Below are 18,361 nucleotides of genomic sequence, written 5' to 3'. Positions count from 1 at the left end.
CGGGGGTCTTCGGTTGCATGCGCTGATGGCAATGCCAGCAGTGCATGACGATAAACGTGGGTCGGCACGATATGAAGAAAAAGGCCGCCCAGTTACCCGGACGGCCTTTCCAGAAGCAGGGAAGATGTTTGCATCGTCCCTCAGTGCAGCAGGGACACCACAGTGGCTGCGATGCCCAGGCCCACGCCCAGGGTGGCGAAGGTCATCCATGCCAGCCGCTTCAACCGCCGGCCTGGGGGTACGGGGTTGTCATTGGCCGGCAAGTGGCCCTCCAGCGAACGGGCGGGCAGGATGCGGGCGCGGGGGTGGGACCGGCTGCCGCCTGCCCCGTTATCGCCATTGCTGGGATGAACCCGCTCCGCCATCGTCCCGTCCGCCTATGCCTTAGCGCTGCTCGACCGGGACATAATCCCGCGTCGTGGCACCGGTGTACAGCTGGCGCGGACGACCGATCTTCTGCGAGGTGTCGGCGATCATTTCCTGCCACTGGGCGATCCAGCCCACGGTGCGGGCCAGGGCGAACAGCACGGTGAACATGCTGGTGGGGAAGCCGATGGCCTTCAGAATGATGCCCGAGTAGAAGTCGACGTTCGGGTACAGCTTCTTCTCGATGAAGTACGGGTCCTCCAGGGCGATGCGCTCCAGCTCCACCGCAATGTCCAGCAGGGGGTCGTCCTTGATGCCCAGTTCGGCCAGGACTTCCTTGCAGGTCTGCTGCATGACCTTGGCGCGCGGGTCGTAGTTCTTGTAGACCCGGTGGCCGAAGCCCATCAGGCGGAAGCTGTCGTTCTTGTCCTTGGCGCGGGCGATGAACTCGGGGATCCGGTCCTTGTGGCCGATTTCGCCCAGCATCTTCAGCACGGCCTCGTTGGCGCCGCCGTGGGCGGGACCCCACAGGCAGGCGATGCCGGCGGCGATGCAGGCGAAGGGATTGGCGCCGGAGGAACCGGACAGACGCACCGTGGAGGTGGAGGCGTTCTGCTCGTGGTCGGCGTGCAGGATGAAGATCTTGTCCATCGCCTTGGCGATGACCGGGTTGATCTTGTACGGCTCGCACGGGACGCCGAAGGTCATGTTGAGGAAGTTCTCAGCATAGCCCAGGTCGTTGCGCGGATACACGAAGGGCTGGCCGATCGAGTACTTGTAGGCCATGGCGGCCAGGGTCGGCATCTTCGCGATCAGGCGGTGCGAGGCCACCATGCGCTGGCGCGGATCCTCGATGTCGGTGCTGTCGTGGTAGAAGGCGGACAGGGCGCCGACCACGCCGCACATGACGGCCATCGGGTGGGCGTCGCGACGGAAGCCGCGGAAGAACTGCGACAGCTGCTCATGCACCATGGTGTGATAGGTGATGGAGCGCTCGAACTCGCTCTTCTCCTTGGCGTTCGGCAGCTCACCGTGCAGCATCAGGTAGCAGACTTCCATGAAGTCGCTCTTCTCGGCCAGCTGCTCGATGGGGTAGCCGCGGTGCAGCAGGACGCCCTTGTCGCCGTCGATGAAGGTGATCTTGGACTCGCAGCTGCCGGTCGAGGTGAAGCCCGGGTCGTACGTGAAGTACCCGGTGTCGCCGTAGAGCTTGCGGATATCGATCACGTCAGGGCCGGTCGTGCCGTGCATGACGGGGAATTCGTAAGACTTACCGGTTTGGTTGTCGGTGAGGGTGACCGTTTTCTTTCCGGCCGCCGGTGTCGTCGTATCGCTCATTTCGGCACGTCCTTGTTTATACGGAGCGGGGCCCTCTGCCCCTTATTGGTCTTTATGACGCGGTGCGGAGTGTAGTGTTCCGCACCGCCGAAGGCAATGACGCCAGGAGGGCTCACGCACCCCCTGCGACATCACTGATACGGGCCAGGGTTTCAGCCTGGCCCAGCACTTCCGCCACCTCGAAGATCGGTGGCGAGACCGTGGAACCGGAGAGTGCAGCGCGCAATGGCTGGGCCAGTTTGCCCAGCTTCAGGCCCGTCTCCTCGGCGTACGCGCGTACGACCCCCTCAAGGGTCGCCGCGGTCCAGTCGGGGGCCTCCGCGAAGCGGGTGGCGATCACCGCCAGCTGGGCGCGCGCGTCTTCTGTCAGAAGTTGGGAAGCCTTGTCGTCCAGCGGAAGGGGGCGCGCCGTGATATAAAACTGTGCGGCCGCCGCAAGTTCCACCAGGGTCTTGGCCCGGGCCTTCAGGCCCGGCATGGCGCGGCGCAGCAGGTCGCGATCGGTGTCGCTCAATTCACGCCCCAGGGCTGTGACCAATCGCGGGCTGATCAAGTCCACCAGCCGGCCGTCGTCCGCCTGCCGGATGTAATGGCCGTTCAGATTGTCCAGCTTGGCGTAGTCCATGCGCGACGGTGACCGTCCGATGCCTTCCAGGTTGAACCAGGAAATGGCGTCCTCGGTGCTGATGATCTCATCATCGCCGTGACTCCAGCCCAGGCGCAGCAAGTAGTTGCGCAGCGCTTCCGGCAGGTAGCCTAGGTCACGGTAGGCCTCGGCCCCCAGGGCGCCGTGGCGCTTGCTGAGCTTGGCGCCGTCGGGGCCGTGGATCAGGGGGATGTGGGCGAAGTCCGGCGGCGTCCAGCCCATGGCCTGGTAGATCTGCAGCTGGCGGAAGGTGTTGGTCAGGTGGTCGTCGCCGCGGATCACCTGGGTCACACCCATGTCCTGGTCGTCCACCACCACCGACAGCATGTAGGTCGGCGTGCCGTCGGCGCGCAGCAGCACCATGTCGTCCAGCTGGCTGTTCTGCACCCGCACCTCGCCCTGCACCTTGTCCTGCAGAACGGTTTCGCCCTCGCGCGGGGCCTTCAGGCGGATGACGGGGGCCACACCGGCCGGCGCCTCCGACGGGTCGCGGTCGCGCCAGCGGCCGTCATAGCGCATGGGTAGGCCGGCGGCCTTCTGCTGCTCCCGCATCTCTTCCAGCTCTTCCGGCGAGCAGTAGCAATGATAGGCATGTCCCTGGGCCAGCATGGTGCGCGCCACCTCGGCATGGCGCTCGCGCCGCTCGAACTGGCTGACGGCATCCCCGTCCCAGGTCAGTCCCAGCCAGCTCAGGCCGTCGATGATGGCGTCAACCGCCGCCTGGGTCGACCGCGCCCGGTCCGTATCTTCGATGCGTAGCAGGAAGGTGCCGCCGTGGTGACGGGCGTACAGCCAGTTGAACAGGGCGGTACGAGCACCGCCGATGTGCAGGTAGCCAGTGGGGGACGGGGCGAAGCGGGTGACGACACTCATGGGAAACGCACTCTCCGGCATGCGGGCGGGTGGCGCACCGTCGGGGCGTCTGGAGAGGTCGCTTTGGGAGGGACGCATCCAGAGGTTGACGGCGCCACGCGAATATCGAGATAGCTGGTGATCAGGTCCGGCGGCAGAATAACCGCCAGGGGCGCATCACCAGGATGCGGAAGCCGCTGAGATAGCACACCCGGAACGAAGATGCACCCTGAGGCAGACCCCGCTGGAGAGGACTGGGACCGTGAGGCCCCCTACTTGTCGACTGGGTCCTATTTAGCTACTGGGCGGAGCGAATTTGGCGCCGACCCACCTCCTTCAGATGTGATGCGGATCACACATCGTGTGTTCGTCGCGTTAGCCAGCATTGTCGCATCTGCGTATGTCAATTTGGTGGAAGAGCGCGAACGTTGGGTCCTTTGGGTGCCTGTCTTCTTGGGGGCTGGCATTGCCCTGTACTTCGCCATGCCGGGGGAGCCGCCGCCCTGGTCGGGCCTGCTCTTCACCCTAGGGGTCTTCGGCCTCTACCTGCTGGCGGGAGAGCGGTTGCCCCTGCGGCTGGCCTTGGGCGCCCTGCTGGCCCTGGGCGTGGGCTTCACGGCGGTGGAGGCCCGCACCACTTGGCTCAGAACCCCTATCTTGCAGCGGCCCCTGGGACCCGTGCCGGTGGAGGGCCGCGTGGCCAATGTGGAGCGGCTGGACAAGGGCGTACGCGTCACCCTGGCCGATCCGCACATCCCCCGCCTGACCCCCGACCTGACGCCGCCCGCCGTACGTATACGTCTGCGGCCGACCGACACGGCTCCGCCGGCCGGCACGCGGGTGCGGATCCTCGCGGCGCTGCGTCCACCGCCCGACAGTCCAGAACCAGGCGCCTATGATTTCCGCCGGTCCGCCTTCTACCAGGGCATCGGCGCCGTCGGTTTCGCCTTCAAGACGCCCGAGGTGGTGGCGCCGGCACCGGTGGGCATTGTCGGCTGGATCAACGACCGCGTGGTGGCCCTGCGTGAGCTGATCGCAGACCGCGTGGCCGCCCGCCTCAGCGGCGCGCCCGCCATGATCGCCATCGCGCTGCTGAATGGGGAACAGACGGGCATTCCACCCGATGACCTGCAGGCCATGCGCGTTTCCGGCCTGCAGCACATCCTGTCCATCTCCGGCCTGCACATCAGCCTGGTGGCGGCGCTGTTCTACTTTTTCGCCCGGGCGGCCCTGGCCCTGTGGGAGGGGGTGGCGCTGCGCTATCCCATCAAGAAGTGGGCCGCAGCCTTCGCCATTCTGGCGACCCTGGCCTACATGATGCTGGTGGGCGCGCAGGTGCCCACCTTGCGCTCCGTCCTCATGACAGCGCTGGCCATGGTGGCCATCCTGGCCGACCGCTCGGTCTTGAGCCCCCGGGCCATCGCTGTCGCCGGCATCCTCTGCCTGCTGTACCAGCCAGAGCAACTGCCGGGCCCCAGTTTCCAGATGAGCTTCGGCGCCGTGCTGGCGCTGATCAGCGCGTATGAGGTGCTGCGCGGCCCCCTGAACCGCTGGCGCAAGGATGGGGGCTGGCTGCGCCGCGCCGCCCTGTTCGTGGGGGGGCTGTGCCTGACGTCCATCATCTCCACCATCGCCACCATGCCGTTCTGCCTCTACCACTTCCAGCAGGTGGCCAATTACGGCGTGCTGGCCAACCTGATCGGCATTCCCATCACCGAACTGTGGATCATGCCGCTGTGCCTGCTGGCCTATGTCGCCATGCCCTTCCATCTGGAGGGCTGGATCATCGACATGATCGGCTGGGGGTGCGACGGCATCCTGTGGACGGCGCGCATCACGGCCGCCTTGCCTGGCGCCGCCCTGCATGGGGCGGCCTTGTCCGACCTGGCTTTCGGCCTGCTGGTGGTGGGTGGCCTGTGGCTGATGCTGTGGCGCCGCCGCTGGCGTCTGGCCGGCCTGGCGCCCATCGCGCTGGGCTGCGTGCTGGCCCCGTTGACGCCCCGGCCGGACATGGTGGTGTCGGGTGGTGGCACCATGGTTGCGGTGCGCGATGGCGGCGGCAAGCTGTGGCTGTCATCCTCGCGCGGCGGCGGCTTTGAGGTGGAGACCTGGGGCAAGCGCGATGGCGGGGAAGGGCGCCCGCCCGCCTGGCCCACCGTGGGCACGGATGACGGCAGCTTGCGTTGCGACAGCTTGGGCTGCCTCTACCATCCCGACCTTTACCGTCCGGAGCGGCGCGATCCCGCAGCCCCGGATGGGCGCCTGGTCGCCATCGCCTGGACCCGCGACGCCCTGGCGGAGGATTGCGACAATGCCGACCTGGTGATCTCCCGCGTGCCGGCGGCGGGCTGTGATGCTCCCCGCGTCATCGGCCCCGACGTGCTGGCCGCCCGTGGCGCACACGCCCTATACTTCGAGCGTGGCGGTGTACGCATCGAGACGGTACACGATCCGCAAAGCAAACGGCCCTGGGACTAAGGCGCCGCTCTTGGCGATAAGGCGGTTGATCGGGTGGTCGCTATCAGCGACAATAGCGCCATGAAGCTGCTGATCGAAGCGCAGGCCTTGAAAGCCCTCATGAAGATGCCCCGCGCGGATGCCACGGCGCTTCGTGACAAGCTCAAGGCCTTCGCAGCCGACCCCACCGGCACGCATTCATGGGCCAAGGCGTTTGGCGGCGGCATGGGGCGCGTCCGCCACGGTGATTGGCGGGCCGTCTACCGGCTGGATGGCGAGACGGTGACGGTGGTGGTGGTAAAAATCGGCAACCGACGGGAAGTTTACCGATGAACGCTTTCATAAAGCCGCTCGCCCAGACGGACGACAGCGTCACCATCAGCCGGGCGGACTATGACGCCATGGTCGCGCTGCTGGCTGACGCCGAAGATATCCGCGATGCGACCGCTGTCGCCGCCAAGCTGGTGGCGGGGGAGACAGAAGCCTATCCCGTGGAAGTCTTGGACCGGCTTCTGGATGGTGACCATCCCGTGCGGGTTTTCCGTGACTACCGGGGGCTGACCGCCCAGGAATTGGCGGGCCGCGCCGCCATCAGCCGTGCCTATCTGTCGGAGGTGGAGAACCGGAGCAAGCCGGGCAGCCTCAAGGCCATGACCAAGCTGGCGGCGGCTCTTAATATACCGCTGGATCTGCTGGCGGCCCGGTAGTCCCGATGGAGCGACGCGGAGCCTGGAGAGCCTCCGCGTTGAAAAGGAACTCAGTACCGGCGGAACAGGCCCACCAGGCGACCCTGCACACGCACGCGGTCGGCGCCGAACACCCGGGTCTCGTAGGAGGGGTTGGCCGGTTCCAAGGCGATGGAGTTGTTCTTGCGGCGCAGGCGCTTCAGCGTCACCTCGGCGGCGTCGACCAAGGCGACGACGATGGCGCCGTTCTCCGCCGTCTCGCAGCGCTGGATGATGACGGTGTCGCCGTCATGAATGCCGGCGTCCACCATGCTGTCGCCGGCCACTTCCAGGGCATAGTGCTCCCCGATGCCCAGCATGGAGACAGGAATGTCGATGGTGCTGCCGCTGTCGCGCAGCGCCTCGATGGGCAAACCGGCGGCGATGCGGCCGTACAGCGGCAGGCTGACGGCACCGATGGCATCGCCGGCATCCCGGCCGGGCAGGCCCGCCTGGAAATCGGCCTTGATGACATTGGGCTTGAAGCGGGGTTCCACCTCCGCCGGGGCGGCCGCCGCGGCCTTCTTGGGCGCGGGCGTCGTTTCCGGCAGGCGCAACACCTCCAGCGCGCGGGCGCGGTGGGGCAGGCGGCGGATGAAGCCCCGCTCCTCCAGCCCGGTGATCAGGCGATGGATGCCGGACTTGGACTTCAGGCCCAAGGCATCCTTCATCTCATCGAATGAGGGAGAGACGCCGCCTTCACCCAGATGCTGGTGGATGTACAGCAGCAGCTCCTGTTGCTTCCGCGTCAGCATATCGCCCCCTTCGCTGTGTCGAGCCGCTAGATATGGAACAAACCCGAAACGTACTTGCCATGTTCTATTTTGGTTCACGGCTCGCGTCAAGGGTTAGCAATGAAAAACCACCGGACGATGACAGATTTAGGGCGGCCGACGGGGGATGGGCCTTAAATTCCGTCCAGCGGGACGATGTCCACCACGGTGCCGGCCTCGGCGGCGGGGGCGTGAGGTGGGCGGATGATCAGGCAATCCGCCGCCGCCAGGCGACTCAGCATGGAACTGTCCTGCTGGGTGAAGATCGCGACGGCGGGCAGGGTGCCATCGCTGGCCGTCAGGGTGGCGCGCAGATAGTCCTGCCGCCGGTCGTTGGCGGGCAGGGCGTTGGCCAGCACGGCTTGCGCCCGGGGCAACTCCGCCCGGGCCAGCCCCTGCATCCGGCGCAGCGCCGGCACCAGGAACAGGGCGGCGCACACCAGGCTGGAGACGGGATTGCCCGGCAGGCCCAGCAGGGGCGTGCCACCCAGGCGGCCGAACATCAGCGGCTTGCCCGGTCGCATGGCGATCTTCCAGAAATCCAGGTCCAAACCCTGACCGCCCAGCGCGTCGCGCACCAGGTCGTATTCACCGACGGAGGCGCCGCCGGTGGTGACCAGCAGGTCGCACCCGGCCGCCCCCCGCGCCAGGGTGGCCAGGGTATCGGCGTCATCGGGGGCGATGCCCAGGTTGACCGGGGTGCCGCCGTGGCGCCGCACCAGCGCCGCCAGCGCCAGGCCGTTGCTGCTGACGATCTGGCCGGGGCCGAGCGGCTCCCCCGGCATCACCACCTCATCGCCCGTGGCCAGGATGGCGACGCGGGGCCGGCGGTGCACGGTCAGGAAGGGGTGGTTCATGGCGGCGGCGAGGGCCACGTCGCGTACGGTCAGGAGACGGCCGGCTTTCAGGCCCACGGTCCCGGCGGTGAAGTCCAGGCCGGCGGCGCGCACCCAGCGGCCAGGCGTCCCCTCGCGCACCCGCACGCCGTCGCCCAGGTCGTCGCAGTCTTCCTGCAGCACCACCGTGTCGGCGCCGTCGGGGATAACGCTGCCGGTGAACAGGCGCACCGCCTGGCCTGGGGCCACCGTGCCGGCGAAGGGCCGGCCGGCCGGCGCCTCACCGATGCGGGCCAGCGTGACGGGCAGGGAGCCCAGGTCCGATCCCCGCACCGCCCAGCCATCCATGGCGGAGACGGCGGCGGGCGGCTGCGTCACCCGCGCCACGACATCGGCGGCCAGCACGCGGCTCGCCGCCTCGCCCACCCCCACCAGTTCGCCGGCCAGGGGCTGGAACTGGGCCAGGATGCGGGCCAGCGCTTCGTCAACGGGGATCATGGCAGGACCTGCGGTTCAGGGGGTTTCCGCGCGATAGGGGCCGCTTTTGCCGCCATCCTTGGCGATCAGGCGGATGTCGGCGATGACCATGCCCTTATCCACCGCCTTGCACATGTCGTACAGCGTCAGGGCGGCGACGCTGACGGCCGTCAGCGCCTCCATCTCTACGCCGGTGCGGCCCTTCAGTTTGGCCGTGGCCTCGATCTCCACGGCGTTGTCCTCAGGCAGGCAGGTCAGGTCCACCGTCACCTTGGTCAGAGCCAGCGGGTGGCAGAGGGGGATGAGGTCGGGCGTGCGCTTGGCCGCCATGATGCCGGCCAGCCGCGCCACGCCCAGCACATCACCCTTGCCCATCTGGCCCGCCTGGATCAGGGCCAGGGTCTCCGCCTTCATGACCACGCGGCCGCGGGCGGTCGCCAGGCGCTCCGTCTCCGCCTTGTCGGAGACATCGACCATCACCGCCTGGCCGGCGGCGTCGAAATGGGTGAAGCCGCTGTTCTCGGCCATCTCAGGCCACCGCCTGGTCCAGGCCCAGCAGGGCGCGGGTGGCGGCCGCGACATCGGCCTGGCGCATCAGCGACTCACCCACCAGGAAACGGCGGGCGCCCACGATCTCCATGCGCAGCAGATCCTGCGGATGATAAAGGCCGCTCTCCGCCACCAGGTGGCGGCCCGGCGGCACCATCCCGGCCAGCATCTCGGTGGTGGCGAGGTCGATGGACAGGGTCTTGAGGTTGCGGTTGTTCACGCCCAGCAGTCCGCCGGGCAGCGCCAGGGCACGGCGCATCTCCTCCAAGTCGTGCACCTCGACCAGCACATCCATGCCCCAGCCGGTGGCGGCGTCATACAGCTCCAGCGCCTGGGCGTCGTCCAGCGCCGCCATGATCAGCAGGATGCAGTCGGCGCCCAGGGCGCGGGCTTCGGCCACCTGGTAGGTGTCCAGCATGAAGTCCTTGCGCAGCACCGGCAGGTCGCAGGCGGCGCGGGCCGCCACCAAGTACTCGTCCGCCCCCTGGAAATAAGGCACGTCGGTCAGCACCGACAGGCAGGCGGCACCACCCTCCTGATAGGCACGGGCCAGGGCGGGGGGATCGAAATCCTCCCGGATCAGGCCCCTGCTGGGGCTGGCCTTCTTGATTTCGGCGATGAGGGCGTACAGGCCGGCATCCACCTTGGCCTGCAGGGCGCGGGCGAAGCCCCGGGTGGGGCCGGCCTCGCGCGCGGCCTGTTCCACCTCGGCGAGGGGGCGGGCGGCCTTGCAGGCGGCGATATGCTCACGCTTGTCGGCGCAAATCCGGGCCAGGACGTCTGCTGCGTCGCTCATGCGCGGGTTCCTTCGCTGTGTTCCTCGGCCACCGGGGGTGGCAGGGGGCAATGATGGGCCAGGGCCGCCAGCTTGGCGGCGGCGCGGCCATCGTCCAATGCCTGGGCCGCCTGGGCCACGCCGTCAGGCAAGGTGGTGGCCTTGTCGGCGACGATCAAGGCGGCGGCGGCGTTGATCAGCACAATGTCACGATAGGCGCCCTTTTCCCCCGCCAGCACGGCGCGCAGGGCCCGGGCATTCTCCGCCGCGTCGCCGCCCCGGATGTCCTGGGGCCGGGCGCGGGGCAGGCCGGCGTCCTCCGGCGTCACCTGGAAGCGGCGGATGGCGCCGTGGCGCAGCTCCGCCACGTGGGTGGCGCCGGTGGTGGTGATCTCGTCCAGCCCGTCCTCGCCGCTGACTACCCAGGCGACCTCCGTGCCCAGGCGGTTCAGCACCTGGGCCAGCGGCTCCACCCAGCGCTCGGCGAACACGCCCATCAGCTGGCGCTTGGCGCCCGCCGGGTTGGACAGGGGGCCGGTCAGGTTGAAGATGGTGCGGGTGCCCAGTTCCACCCGCGTCGGGCCCACGTTGCGCATGGCGCCGTGGTGGCGGGTGGCCATGAGGAAGGTGATGCCGTCCTGCCACAGGGCGGTGCGCACGGCCTCCAGCTCCGCCTCCACGTTCACGCCCAGCTGGCCCAGCACGTCGGCGGCGCCGGATTTGGACGACAGGGCGCGGTTGCCGTGCTTGGCCACCGGCACGCCGCAGGCGGCCAGCACGAAGGCCACGGTGGTGGAGATGTTGTAGGTGCCGCTGGCGTCGCCGCCGGTGCCGCAGGTGTCGATGGTACCCGGCGGGCAGTCGATACGGGCGGCGCGGCCGCGCAAGGCCCGCACCGCGCCTGTGATCTCGTCCACCGTTTCGCCGCGCACGCGCAGCGCCATGAGAAAGCCCCCCATCTGGGATGGGGTTGCGTTGCCGGACATGAGGATGTCGAAGGCGGCCAGGGCCTGATCCTCCGACAGGCGCTTGCCCTCGGCCACCCGGCCGAGCAGCGCCTTCATGTCACCGATGTCACCGCTCATGCCGCCAGGCCGGTCTTCTTGACGGCCTTGCGTGCCACGCCGGCGAAATCCAGGAAGTTCGCCAGGATCTGGTGGCCGTGGTCGGAGGCAATGCTCTCGGGATGGAACTGCACGCCATGGATGGGCAGGGTACGGTGGCGCAGGGCCATGATCATCTGGTCCTCCCTGCCTCCCTCAATCCAGGCGACCGATTCCAGCTCCGCCGGCAGGGTCTCCCGCTCCACGATCAGGGAATGGTAACGGGTGGCGGCGAAGGGCGTGGGCAGGGTCTTCATGACGCCTTCGCCCTGGTGGGTGACCTGGCTGACCTTGCCGTGCATGGGCACCGGCGCGCGGATGACGCGGCCGCCGAAGGCCTGGCCAATGGCCTGGTGGCCCAGACACACGCCGAACAGGGGGATGCGCCGTTCCGCGGCGGCCGTGATCAGCGGCAGGCAGATGCCGGCCTTGTCGGGATCGCAGGGACCGGGGGAAAGGACGATGGCCTCCGGCTTCAGGGCCAGGGCGTCATCCACACTCAGGGCGTTGTTACGCCAAACGGCCACGTCGGCGCCCAGCTCGCCGATGTAATGGACGAGATTGTACGTGAAGCTATCGTAATTATCGATGAGCAGCAGCATGATCTGGGAACCCGTTTAGGGGGAATTGGACGTGGCCAAAGGTGGCCTACACTAGTCCCGAGGCCGCGCGCAGGGCAACCGGATTGGGCGCGGGTCCGATAAGCGGCATATGCCGACATGTGGGTGTGATAGGCGGCATACCCCACCTAGGAGATTGCCAGCATCAGCGGGGCTGTAGCAGTACTGATGGCCGGCCCACAACCACAACCGGCCGCGCGCGAAGGGGACAGTCATGACCGTTTCCACCACATCCGTTTCCCACAGCAGACGGTCCCGCTGATGCCCCGCCGCGTCACCCCGCCGCCGCCCTTGGGGCGGCCGGGACAAAAGGCCCCCAAGCGCGCGTCTGCCCGGCGGCGCAAGGGCGCCAGGATCAGCCTGACCCGGGCGCAGCTGGCAGGTATCGTCGGCCTGACGGCCATCGTGGCCCTGTTGGGCGCCTATGTGATGGGCAACCGCCATCCGCACAAGCCCACGGTGGCGACGGCACCGTCGCCATCGGGGACGGGCAAGACGAACCCCCGTTTGCCCAGCGCGCCGCCGGTTCCCCCCGTGCCGCCGTCGGAACAGCATGCCGAAGCACCGGTGACGCTGCCGCCGGTCCCTCCTTCCAAGACCGAACCGCCGAAGGTGGAGCCGAGCAAGGGGGGCGCCGCCTGGCGGCGCAACGCCGTGCCGCCGCCCCAGATGGCTGCTCCGGCGCCGGGGGCGGCGCATGCCCGCATCGTGCTGGTGATCGACGACCTGGGCGTGGACCGGCCGCGATCCACCCGCGCCGTGGCGCTGCCGGGGCCGGTCACCACCGCCTGGCTGCCCTACGCCCACGACCTGGCCGACCAGACCCGGGCCGCCAAGGCGGCGGGGCATGAGCTGATCGTGCATGTGCCCATGGAGCCGGTGGGCAAGGCCGATCCCGGCCCGGGCGCCCTGACGGTGAACCTGAGTGACGAGGAGGTCCAGCGCCGGCTGGAGGCCGACCTGGCGTCGTTCGACGGCTATGTCGGCATCAACAACCATATGGGCAGCCGCTTCACGGCCAATGAAGGCAAGCTGGCCATCGTCCTGGCGGAATTGTCGCGCCGGGGCCTGATGTTCCTGGACAGCCGCACCACCCCGGACACCAAGGGGCCCGAACTGGCCGCGCGCTACCGCTTGCCGCTGGTCAGCCGCGACGTCTTCCTGGACGACGACCAGTCGCCCAAGGCGGTGCAGGCCATGCTGGCCAAGGTGGAGGAGGTGGCCCGCCGCCACGGCACCGCCGTCGCCATCGGCCATCCGCATGACGTGACCCTGACCGCCTTGGAGCATTGGTTGCCCACCTTGGCCGCCAAGGGTTTCACCCTGGTGCCATTGACGGCCGTCATAGCGGCCACGCCCGGCGGCACATAAAGATCATTAACTGACCGGTGGCAGTTGGAGAGTGAGATGAGTGCTTCTTATCGAATCGACGGCATGACCTGCCAGGGCTGCGCACGCTCGGTGACCAAGGCCATCCAGGCCGTGGCGCCGTCGGCCGAGGTCGCCGTGGATGTGGAGGCGGGCGTGGTGACCGTCACCGGTCCCGCCGACGGCGCCCAGGTGAGGGGGGCCGTCGAGGATGCCGGCTTCGACTTCGTCGGCCCTGCCTGAGTGTGTTCATAAAGCTCGGTTGAGCGGCATCATGCATATCCAAACCATCCAACCCGCACCATGACGAGGGTGCACGCGGGGGAATGCTGACATGACAAAGCCGCCAGCGGTGTCTCCCGCCGGCGGCTTTGTCAGATTCCAAGCTCAGATGTTCCGCGTCGAGCGCTTTTCCTGGGCGTAGCGCACGGCTTCCTCGGCGGCCTTGAACAGGGCCTTGGCCTTGTTCACGGTCTCCTGGTACTCGGCTTCCGGATCACTGTCCGCCACCACGCCGCCGCCGGCCTGGACGTGCATGACGCCGTCCTTGATGACGGCGGTGCGCAGCGCAATGCAGGTGTCCATGGTGCCGTTGGCGGCGAAGTAGCCGATGCAGCCGCCATAGATGCCGCGGCGGGTGCCTTCCAGCTCCTCGATGATCTCCATGGCGCGCACCTTGGGCGCGCCGGAGACCGTGCCGGCGGGGAAGCCGCCCACCAGGGCGTTGATGGCGTTGAAGCGGGACTTGTCCAGCTTGCCCTCAACGTTGGAGACGATGTGCATCACGTGGGAATAATGCTCGATGGTGAAGCGCTCGGTCACCGTGACCGTGCCCACCTCGGCCACCCGGCCCACGTCGTTGCGGCCTAAATCCAGCAGCATCAGGTGCTCTGACAGCTCCTTGGGGTCGGCCAGCAGGTCGGCCTCCAGCTCCTTGTCCTCCGCCGGGGTCTTGCCGCGGCGGCGGGTGCCGGCGATGGGGCGGATGGTGACGGTGTCGTCGCGCAGCCGCACCAGGATCTCCGGGCTGGAGCCCACGACCGACAGGTCCCCGAAATCCAGGAAGAACAGGAAGGGCGAGGGGTTGATGCGGCGCAGGGCGCGGTACAGCGCGAAGGGCGGCAGGGCGAAGGGAACCGAGAAGCGCTGGCTGGGCACCACCTGGAAGATGTCGCCGGCGCGGATGTACTCCTTCGCCTTCTCCACCATGGCGTGGTAGTCGGCGCGGCTGATGTTGGAGGAGGGGTCGGGCAGGGCCTCGATCTCACCCACCGCGTCATGCCCCACCGGCAAGGGCCGGTCCAGGTCGGCCACTGCGTCGGCCAGGCGTTCCTTGGCGGCGAGGTAGGCGGCCTCCGCCGACACCCCGGCCTGGGGGCGCACCGGGGTTACCAGGGTGACCACGTTCTCGATGCTGTCGAAGATGGCCATGATGGTGGGGCGGATGAGGACGGCGTCCTCCACCCCCAGCGCGTCCCGGTTCTTCTCCGGCAGCTTTTCCATCAGCCGGACCATGTCGTAGCCGAGATAGCCGAACAGGCCGGCCGACATGGGCGGCAGGTGGGCCGGCAGGTCGATGCGGCTCTCCTCCAGCACGTCGGCCAGGGCGTCCAGCGGGGCGGCGGACAAGGGCTCGAACGACGCCAGGTCGGTGGCGGCGCGCCGGTTGATCCAGGCCTGGGTCCCCTTGCTCTTCCAGATCAGGTCGGGCTTCAGCCCGATCAGGGAATAGCGGCCGCGGACGGAGCCGCCGGTGACCGATTCCAGCAGGAAGGAGAACGGGCGTCCCTGCGCCAGCTTCAGCATGGCGGCGACGGGCGTCTCCAGGTCGCTGACCAGCCGCGTCCAGACGACCTGCGCCTGGCCCGCGGCGTATGCCGTGCCGAAGGCCGTCTCATCGGGGAAGGGGGTCACGACGCCTTACTCCTGGTGTTCAAGGCGCTGCAGCAGCGTCCGGTTCTCGGTGATGCGATAGCGCTGGCGCAGGGCGTCCAGGAACTGGACGTAGAGGTCGCCGGCCACGCCGTCGCGCAGTTGCTTGGCGGCCACGCCGGCGCGGTCGGCCAGCAGCGGTTCCGGCATGGGCACCAACGCCGCCAGGCGCACCACCATCTGGCCGTCGGCAGCGGCGCCGGTGGTGACCTCACCCGGCTTCAGGGTGAACAGGGCATCCACCAGTTCCGGCGTCAGGGGGCTATCCTTGGGTGGGGTGCGGCCCACGGGCGGCTGGCGGGTGTAGACGGCACCCGTCTCCTTTGCCACCTGCTCCGGCGTCGCGCCGGCCTTCAGCTTGTCGGCGATGTCCTTGGCCTTGGCCTTGGCGGCCTCGTCGCGCTTGGAGGATTTCCAGTCGGCGACGAGCTGGTCCTTCACCTGGTCCAGCGGCTTCAGGGCCGGGGCCTGCACGCTGTCCACGCGAACGGCGAAATAGCTCTTGTTGCGCTCGCCCTCGGTGGTGCTGCTGTTGTCGCCCGAGGCCAGGCCGAAGGCGGTCTGCACCACCTTGGCGATGGGGACGGCCAGGCCGGTCACCGGCTTGCCGGCGGGATCCTTGCCCTCGCGGTCCACGGCGGCGATCTTGGTCACCGCCGCGTCCACCTTCTTGGCGGCCTCTTCCAGGGAGGCGCCGCCGGAAATGGCATCGTCCAGCTTGTTCGACAGGTCATACAGCTGGTCGGTGGCGCGCTCGGCCTTCACCTGCTCCACCAGCTGGGCCTTCACCTGGTCCAGGGTCTGGGTGCTGCCGGGGACGATCTTGGTGACGGCGACGACGTGCCAGCCGAAGCCGCTCTTCACCGGTTCCGACACCTTGCCCTGGGGCAGGGAGAAGGCGATGTCCTGCAACTCGGCCGGCAGGTCCGCCTTGGTGATGTTGGCCAGCGGCAGCATGGACACACCGGCGGCCTTGGCGGCGTCGGCCAGCGACTTTCCGCCGGCGGAGGCCTGCGCCACCTTGTCCGCCTGTTCCTTGGTGTCGACCAGCACCTGGTCCAGGTCGCGGCGTTCCGGCTTCACGAATTCCTTGGACCGGGCGTCATAGGCCTTCTTCAGGTCCTCATCGCTGACCTCCTCGGTCTTGGCGATGGCGTCGGTGGATAGGGTGACCACGGTCAGGGCGCGGTATTCCGGGGCGGTGTAGCGGACGGCCTGGGCCTTGTGGAAGGCCTCCAGCGTCGCCTGGTCGGGCGTGCCCGGGTCCGGCATGGCCTTGTCGGCCACGAACAGCGTCTCCGCCCCGCGCTGCTCGCCGCGATAGCGCACCAGATCGCGGGCCAGGGTCTGGGGCACGCGGATGCCGGCGGCCAGGGCCTCCGTCACCTCGGTGCGGGCCATGTCCTCGCGCACCTCGCCGACGATCTCTTCCTCGGTCAGCTGGTTCTGGCGCAGCAGGGCCCGCATCAGCAGGGGATCGAACTGGCCGGACTTGTCCTTGAACACCGGCATCTCGGCGATCTTCTGCGCCGCCGCCTGTTCCGAGACGCGCAGGCCGAAGTCGTGCGTCGCCTGCTTGATCAGGGCGCGCTGGATCTCGTCCTGCAGCGCCGCGCGCATCAGGCCCATCTGCTTGGCCTGCTCGGCCGTCAGCTCCGGCCCCATGGTCTGGCGCAGCCGGCTCACCTGCTGGCGGAAGGCGCGGTCCACATCCTGCGGGGTGATCTCGGTGTCGCCGACCCGGGCCACAGCTTGGTCACTGACGGTGGTGCCCACCCGGCCCACACCCCAGATCCCGAAACTGATGATCAGGAACACGAACAGGATCTTGGAGAACCACGAGCCCGAGAATTTGCGGATGAACTGAAGCATGTGCCTGCTGCGTCTTGCGAATTGCTTGTCAGTGGGAACGGGGCCTGGGCCCTGGATATCCCACCCTCCCATCAGGGCGCGGCATCATAGAAGCAGGGGGCGGGGGCGGCAATAGATGGTTGGGCGGGCGACGCGCATGGGCCGGACGTGCCGACTCACGGTCTTGTCACGGCCTGAATCATGGAAATGCCGGCCCATGACTGTTACAGCATGACGACAGGGACAACCGTGACAAGGCGGGCCACCCAAACCTAAAAGGCCCCCGCGCGGATGCTTCCCTTTTGAGTGCGTTAAACTCGGGGAGAACAAAGGAAATGCGCCGCAAATTCATTGTCGGTAATTGGAAGATGCACGGCCTGCGGGAAGGGGGGACGGCATTGGCCTCCGACCTTGCCGGCCGCATGCTGGGGGCGGGTGACGTCGCTTTCGACATGCTGCTGTGCCCGCCCGCCACCCTGATCCACACCGTGGTCCAGGCCGTGTCCGACGCGCCGGTCAGCGTCGGCGGCCAGGATTGCCATGGCAAGGATTCGGGGGCCCACACCGGGGACATCGGGGCCCCCATGCTGGCCGACGCCGGCTGCCGGTACGTCATCGTCGGCCATTCCGAGCGGCGGCAGGGCCATGGCGAGCAGAGCGTGGAGGTGAAGGCCAAGGCCGCCGCCGCCCACCGCGCCGGCCTGGTCGCCATCGTCTGCGTGGGTGAGACGGAGGCGGAGCGCGACGCCGGCCGCGCCATGGACGTCATCGCCCGCATGGTGGACGATTCCATGCCCGAAGGCGCCACGGCGGCCAACACCGTGGTGGCCTATGAGCCCGTCTGGGCCATCGGCACGGGGCGCACCCCCACGCCCAAGGACGTGGCAGCCATGCATTCCATGATCAGGCGCCGTCTCGCAACGCTGGTTGATCAGCCGGACGCGGTGCGCATCTTATATGGCGGTTCCGTTAAGCCGGACAACGCGGCCAGCCTGTTGCACATCGATGATGTGGACGGGGCCCTGGTTGGCGGCGCCAGCTTGAAGGCGGACGAATTCTGGGCCATCGCGGAAACTTGCCGCTAGCGCCCCGGGTTCGGACTGGGTAAAGAGATGCGCGAGCAGGTCGGCCGCCCCCGGACGGGGCGGCCGGCTATTTCATGTTTTGCCATAACCATTGTTTGGCCTGCTGGATAGGATTGCTGCTTCGATGTCCACCGTCGTCCTGGTTTTGCACATTCTGATCGGCATCGCGCTGGTCGGTGTCGTCCTGGTCCAGCGCTCTGAGGGCGGCGGGCTGGGCATGGGCGGCGGCACCATGGGTGGCTTCATGACGGCCCGGGGCAGCGCCAACCTGCTGACCCGCACCACCTCCATCCTGTTCGGCGCCTTCCTGGTGACCAGCCTGGTGCTGGCCCTGCTGAACCGTGCGGCCACGCACCACGATTCGGTGTTCGACAAGCTGCCGGCCGCCGCCGCTCCGGCCCCGGCCACGCCTGCGCCCGGTGCCGTGCCCTCCGGCGACCAGCCGGCCGCGCCAGCGGCGCAGCAGCCGGCACCGGCGACCACCTCCCCGGCTCCCACCTCTGGCGAGCCCAAAGTTCCGACCGGCCAGTAAAGGCGGGCGACACTAACGGAGGCGGCGAAAGCCGCCTCTTTCAATTCGGGGGGCCGGCGCATTCGCGTTGGCCCGA

Annotated in this window: 18 protein-coding genes; 7 read left to right on the top strand and 11 right to left on the bottom strand. The window is 68.3% G+C overall.

The window, feature by feature from the left end:
- Positions 1 to 140: 140 nt before the first annotated feature.
- The 3 genes from P5F91_RS14470 to gltX all read right to left on the bottom strand — a co-directional run bounded on the left by P5F91_RS14470 (position 141) and on the right by gltX (position 3,223).
- Positions 141 to 365, bottom strand: a complete 225-nt coding sequence (locus P5F91_RS14470; RefSeq protein WP_277907487.1) for a hypothetical protein — start codon at positions 363 to 365, stop codon at positions 141 to 143.
- 19 nt (positions 366 to 384) lie between these two features.
- A complete protein-coding gene (gene gltA / locus P5F91_RS14465) occupies positions 385 to 1,704 on the bottom strand; it encodes a citrate synthase (RefSeq protein WP_145609293.1) in 1,320 nt (439 codons plus the stop codon).
- A 112-nt stretch (positions 1,705 to 1,816) separates the two neighbouring features.
- Positions 1,817 to 3,223 carry a glutamate--tRNA ligase gene (gene gltX / locus P5F91_RS14460; RefSeq protein ID WP_277907486.1) on the bottom strand — a complete coding sequence of 469 codons (1,407 nt, stop codon included), beginning with the start codon at positions 3,221 to 3,223 and terminating at the stop codon, positions 1,817 to 1,819.
- A gap of 420 nt (positions 3,224 to 3,643) precedes the next feature.
- Here gltX and P5F91_RS14455 point away from each other — a divergent pair, with 420 nt between their 5' ends.
- Genes P5F91_RS14455 through P5F91_RS14445 form a run of 3 tightly spaced genes read left to right on the top strand, consistent with a single transcriptional unit; the run spans position 3,644 to position 6,366 of the window.
- Entirely contained in the window at positions 3,644 to 5,680 is a 2,037-nt protein-coding gene (locus P5F91_RS14455) for a ComEC/Rec2 family competence protein (RefSeq protein WP_277907485.1), read from the top strand.
- 60 nt (positions 5,681 to 5,740) lie between these two features.
- On the top strand, positions 5,741 to 5,992 hold the full coding sequence (locus P5F91_RS14450) for a type II toxin-antitoxin system RelE family toxin (RefSeq protein WP_277907484.1): 252 nt from the start codon (positions 5,741 to 5,743) through the stop codon (positions 5,990 to 5,992).
- Positions 5,989 to 6,366, top strand: a complete 378-nt coding sequence (locus tag P5F91_RS14445; protein ID WP_277907483.1) for a helix-turn-helix domain-containing protein — start codon at positions 5,989 to 5,991, stop codon at positions 6,364 to 6,366. Before P5F91_RS14450 ends, P5F91_RS14445 begins: the two co-directional genes overlap by 4 nt.
- 50 nt (positions 6,367 to 6,416) lie before the next feature.
- Here P5F91_RS14445 and lexA read toward each other — a convergent pair whose 3' ends face one another.
- From lexA to P5F91_RS14415, 6 genes are all read right to left on the bottom strand, one after another.
- Positions 6,417 to 7,139, bottom strand: a complete 723-nt coding sequence (lexA, locus tag P5F91_RS14440; RefSeq protein ID WP_145609296.1) for a transcriptional repressor LexA — start codon at positions 7,137 to 7,139, stop codon at positions 6,417 to 6,419.
- A 152-nt stretch (positions 7,140 to 7,291) separates the two neighbouring features.
- On the bottom strand, positions 7,292 to 8,491 hold the full coding sequence (locus P5F91_RS14435) for a molybdopterin molybdotransferase MoeA (protein WP_277907482.1): 1,200 nt from the start codon (positions 8,489 to 8,491) through the stop codon (positions 7,292 to 7,294).
- Positions 8,492 to 8,506: 15 nt separating this feature from the next.
- Positions 8,507 to 8,998 carry a cyclic pyranopterin monophosphate synthase MoaC gene (gene moaC, locus P5F91_RS14430; protein WP_145609298.1) on the bottom strand — a complete coding sequence of 164 codons (492 nt, stop codon included), beginning with the start codon at positions 8,996 to 8,998 and terminating at the stop codon, positions 8,507 to 8,509.
- A 1-nt stretch (position 8,999) separates the two neighbouring features.
- A complete protein-coding gene (gene trpC, locus P5F91_RS14425) occupies positions 9,000 to 9,815 on the bottom strand; it encodes an indole-3-glycerol phosphate synthase TrpC (protein ID WP_145609299.1) in 816 nt (271 codons plus the stop codon).
- The gene (gene trpD / locus P5F91_RS14420; protein ID WP_145609300.1) at positions 9,812 to 10,879 is read right to left on the bottom strand and encodes an anthranilate phosphoribosyltransferase; all 1,068 of its coding nucleotides are present in this window, start codon (positions 10,877 to 10,879) and stop codon (positions 9,812 to 9,814) included. The genes trpC and trpD overlap by 4 nt, the downstream gene beginning before the upstream one ends.
- Complete coding sequence (locus P5F91_RS14415) at positions 10,876 to 11,499, bottom strand: anthranilate synthase component II (protein WP_145616278.1); 624 nt, start codon at positions 11,497 to 11,499, stop codon at positions 10,876 to 10,878. The genes trpD and P5F91_RS14415 overlap by 4 nt, the downstream gene beginning before the upstream one ends.
- A 279-nt stretch (positions 11,500 to 11,778) precedes the next feature.
- On the opposite strand from P5F91_RS14415, the gene P5F91_RS14410 reads away from it, so the two are divergent.
- Together P5F91_RS14410 and P5F91_RS14405 are read left to right on the top strand one after the other, a co-directional pair.
- The gene (locus tag P5F91_RS14410) at positions 11,779 to 12,888 is read left to right on the top strand and encodes a divergent polysaccharide deacetylase family protein (protein ID WP_277907481.1); all 1,110 of its coding nucleotides are present in this window, start codon (positions 11,779 to 11,781) and stop codon (positions 12,886 to 12,888) included.
- 36 nt (positions 12,889 to 12,924) lie between these two features.
- On the top strand, positions 12,925 to 13,128 hold the full coding sequence (locus P5F91_RS14405) for a heavy-metal-associated domain-containing protein (protein ID WP_145609303.1): 204 nt from the start codon (positions 12,925 to 12,927) through the stop codon (positions 13,126 to 13,128).
- A 144-nt stretch (positions 13,129 to 13,272) separates the two neighbouring features.
- Here the strand turns inward: P5F91_RS14405 and trpE are convergent, their stop codons facing one another.
- Positions 13,273 to 14,799 carry an anthranilate synthase component I gene (trpE, locus tag P5F91_RS14400; RefSeq protein WP_145609304.1) on the bottom strand — a complete coding sequence of 509 codons (1,527 nt, stop codon included), beginning with the start codon at positions 14,797 to 14,799 and terminating at the stop codon, positions 13,273 to 13,275.
- A gap of 6 nt (positions 14,800 to 14,805) precedes the next feature.
- On the bottom strand, positions 14,806 to 16,689 hold the full coding sequence (locus P5F91_RS14395) for a peptidylprolyl isomerase (RefSeq protein ID WP_277907480.1): 1,884 nt from the start codon (positions 16,687 to 16,689) through the stop codon (positions 14,806 to 14,808).
- A gap of 314 nt (positions 16,690 to 17,003) precedes the next feature.
- Between P5F91_RS14395 and tpiA the strand changes: the two genes are divergently transcribed.
- Complete coding sequence (tpiA, locus tag P5F91_RS14390) at positions 17,004 to 17,753, top strand: triose-phosphate isomerase (protein ID WP_277907478.1); 750 nt, start codon at positions 17,004 to 17,006, stop codon at positions 17,751 to 17,753.
- 124 nt (positions 17,754 to 17,877) lie between these two features.
- Positions 17,878 to 18,285 carry a preprotein translocase subunit SecG gene (secG, locus tag P5F91_RS14385; RefSeq protein WP_145609307.1) on the top strand — a complete coding sequence of 136 codons (408 nt, stop codon included), beginning with the start codon at positions 17,878 to 17,880 and terminating at the stop codon, positions 18,283 to 18,285.
- The last annotated feature ends 76 nt before the right edge of the window (positions 18,286 to 18,361 follow it).

It is taken from the genome of Nitrospirillum amazonense (assembly GCF_029594735.1).
Lineage (GTDB): Bacteria > Pseudomonadota > Alphaproteobacteria > Azospirillales > Azospirillaceae > Nitrospirillum > Nitrospirillum amazonense.
The sequence above is the reverse complement of the archived record's forward strand: the minus strand, read 5'-3'. Positions and strand labels throughout refer to the sequence as shown.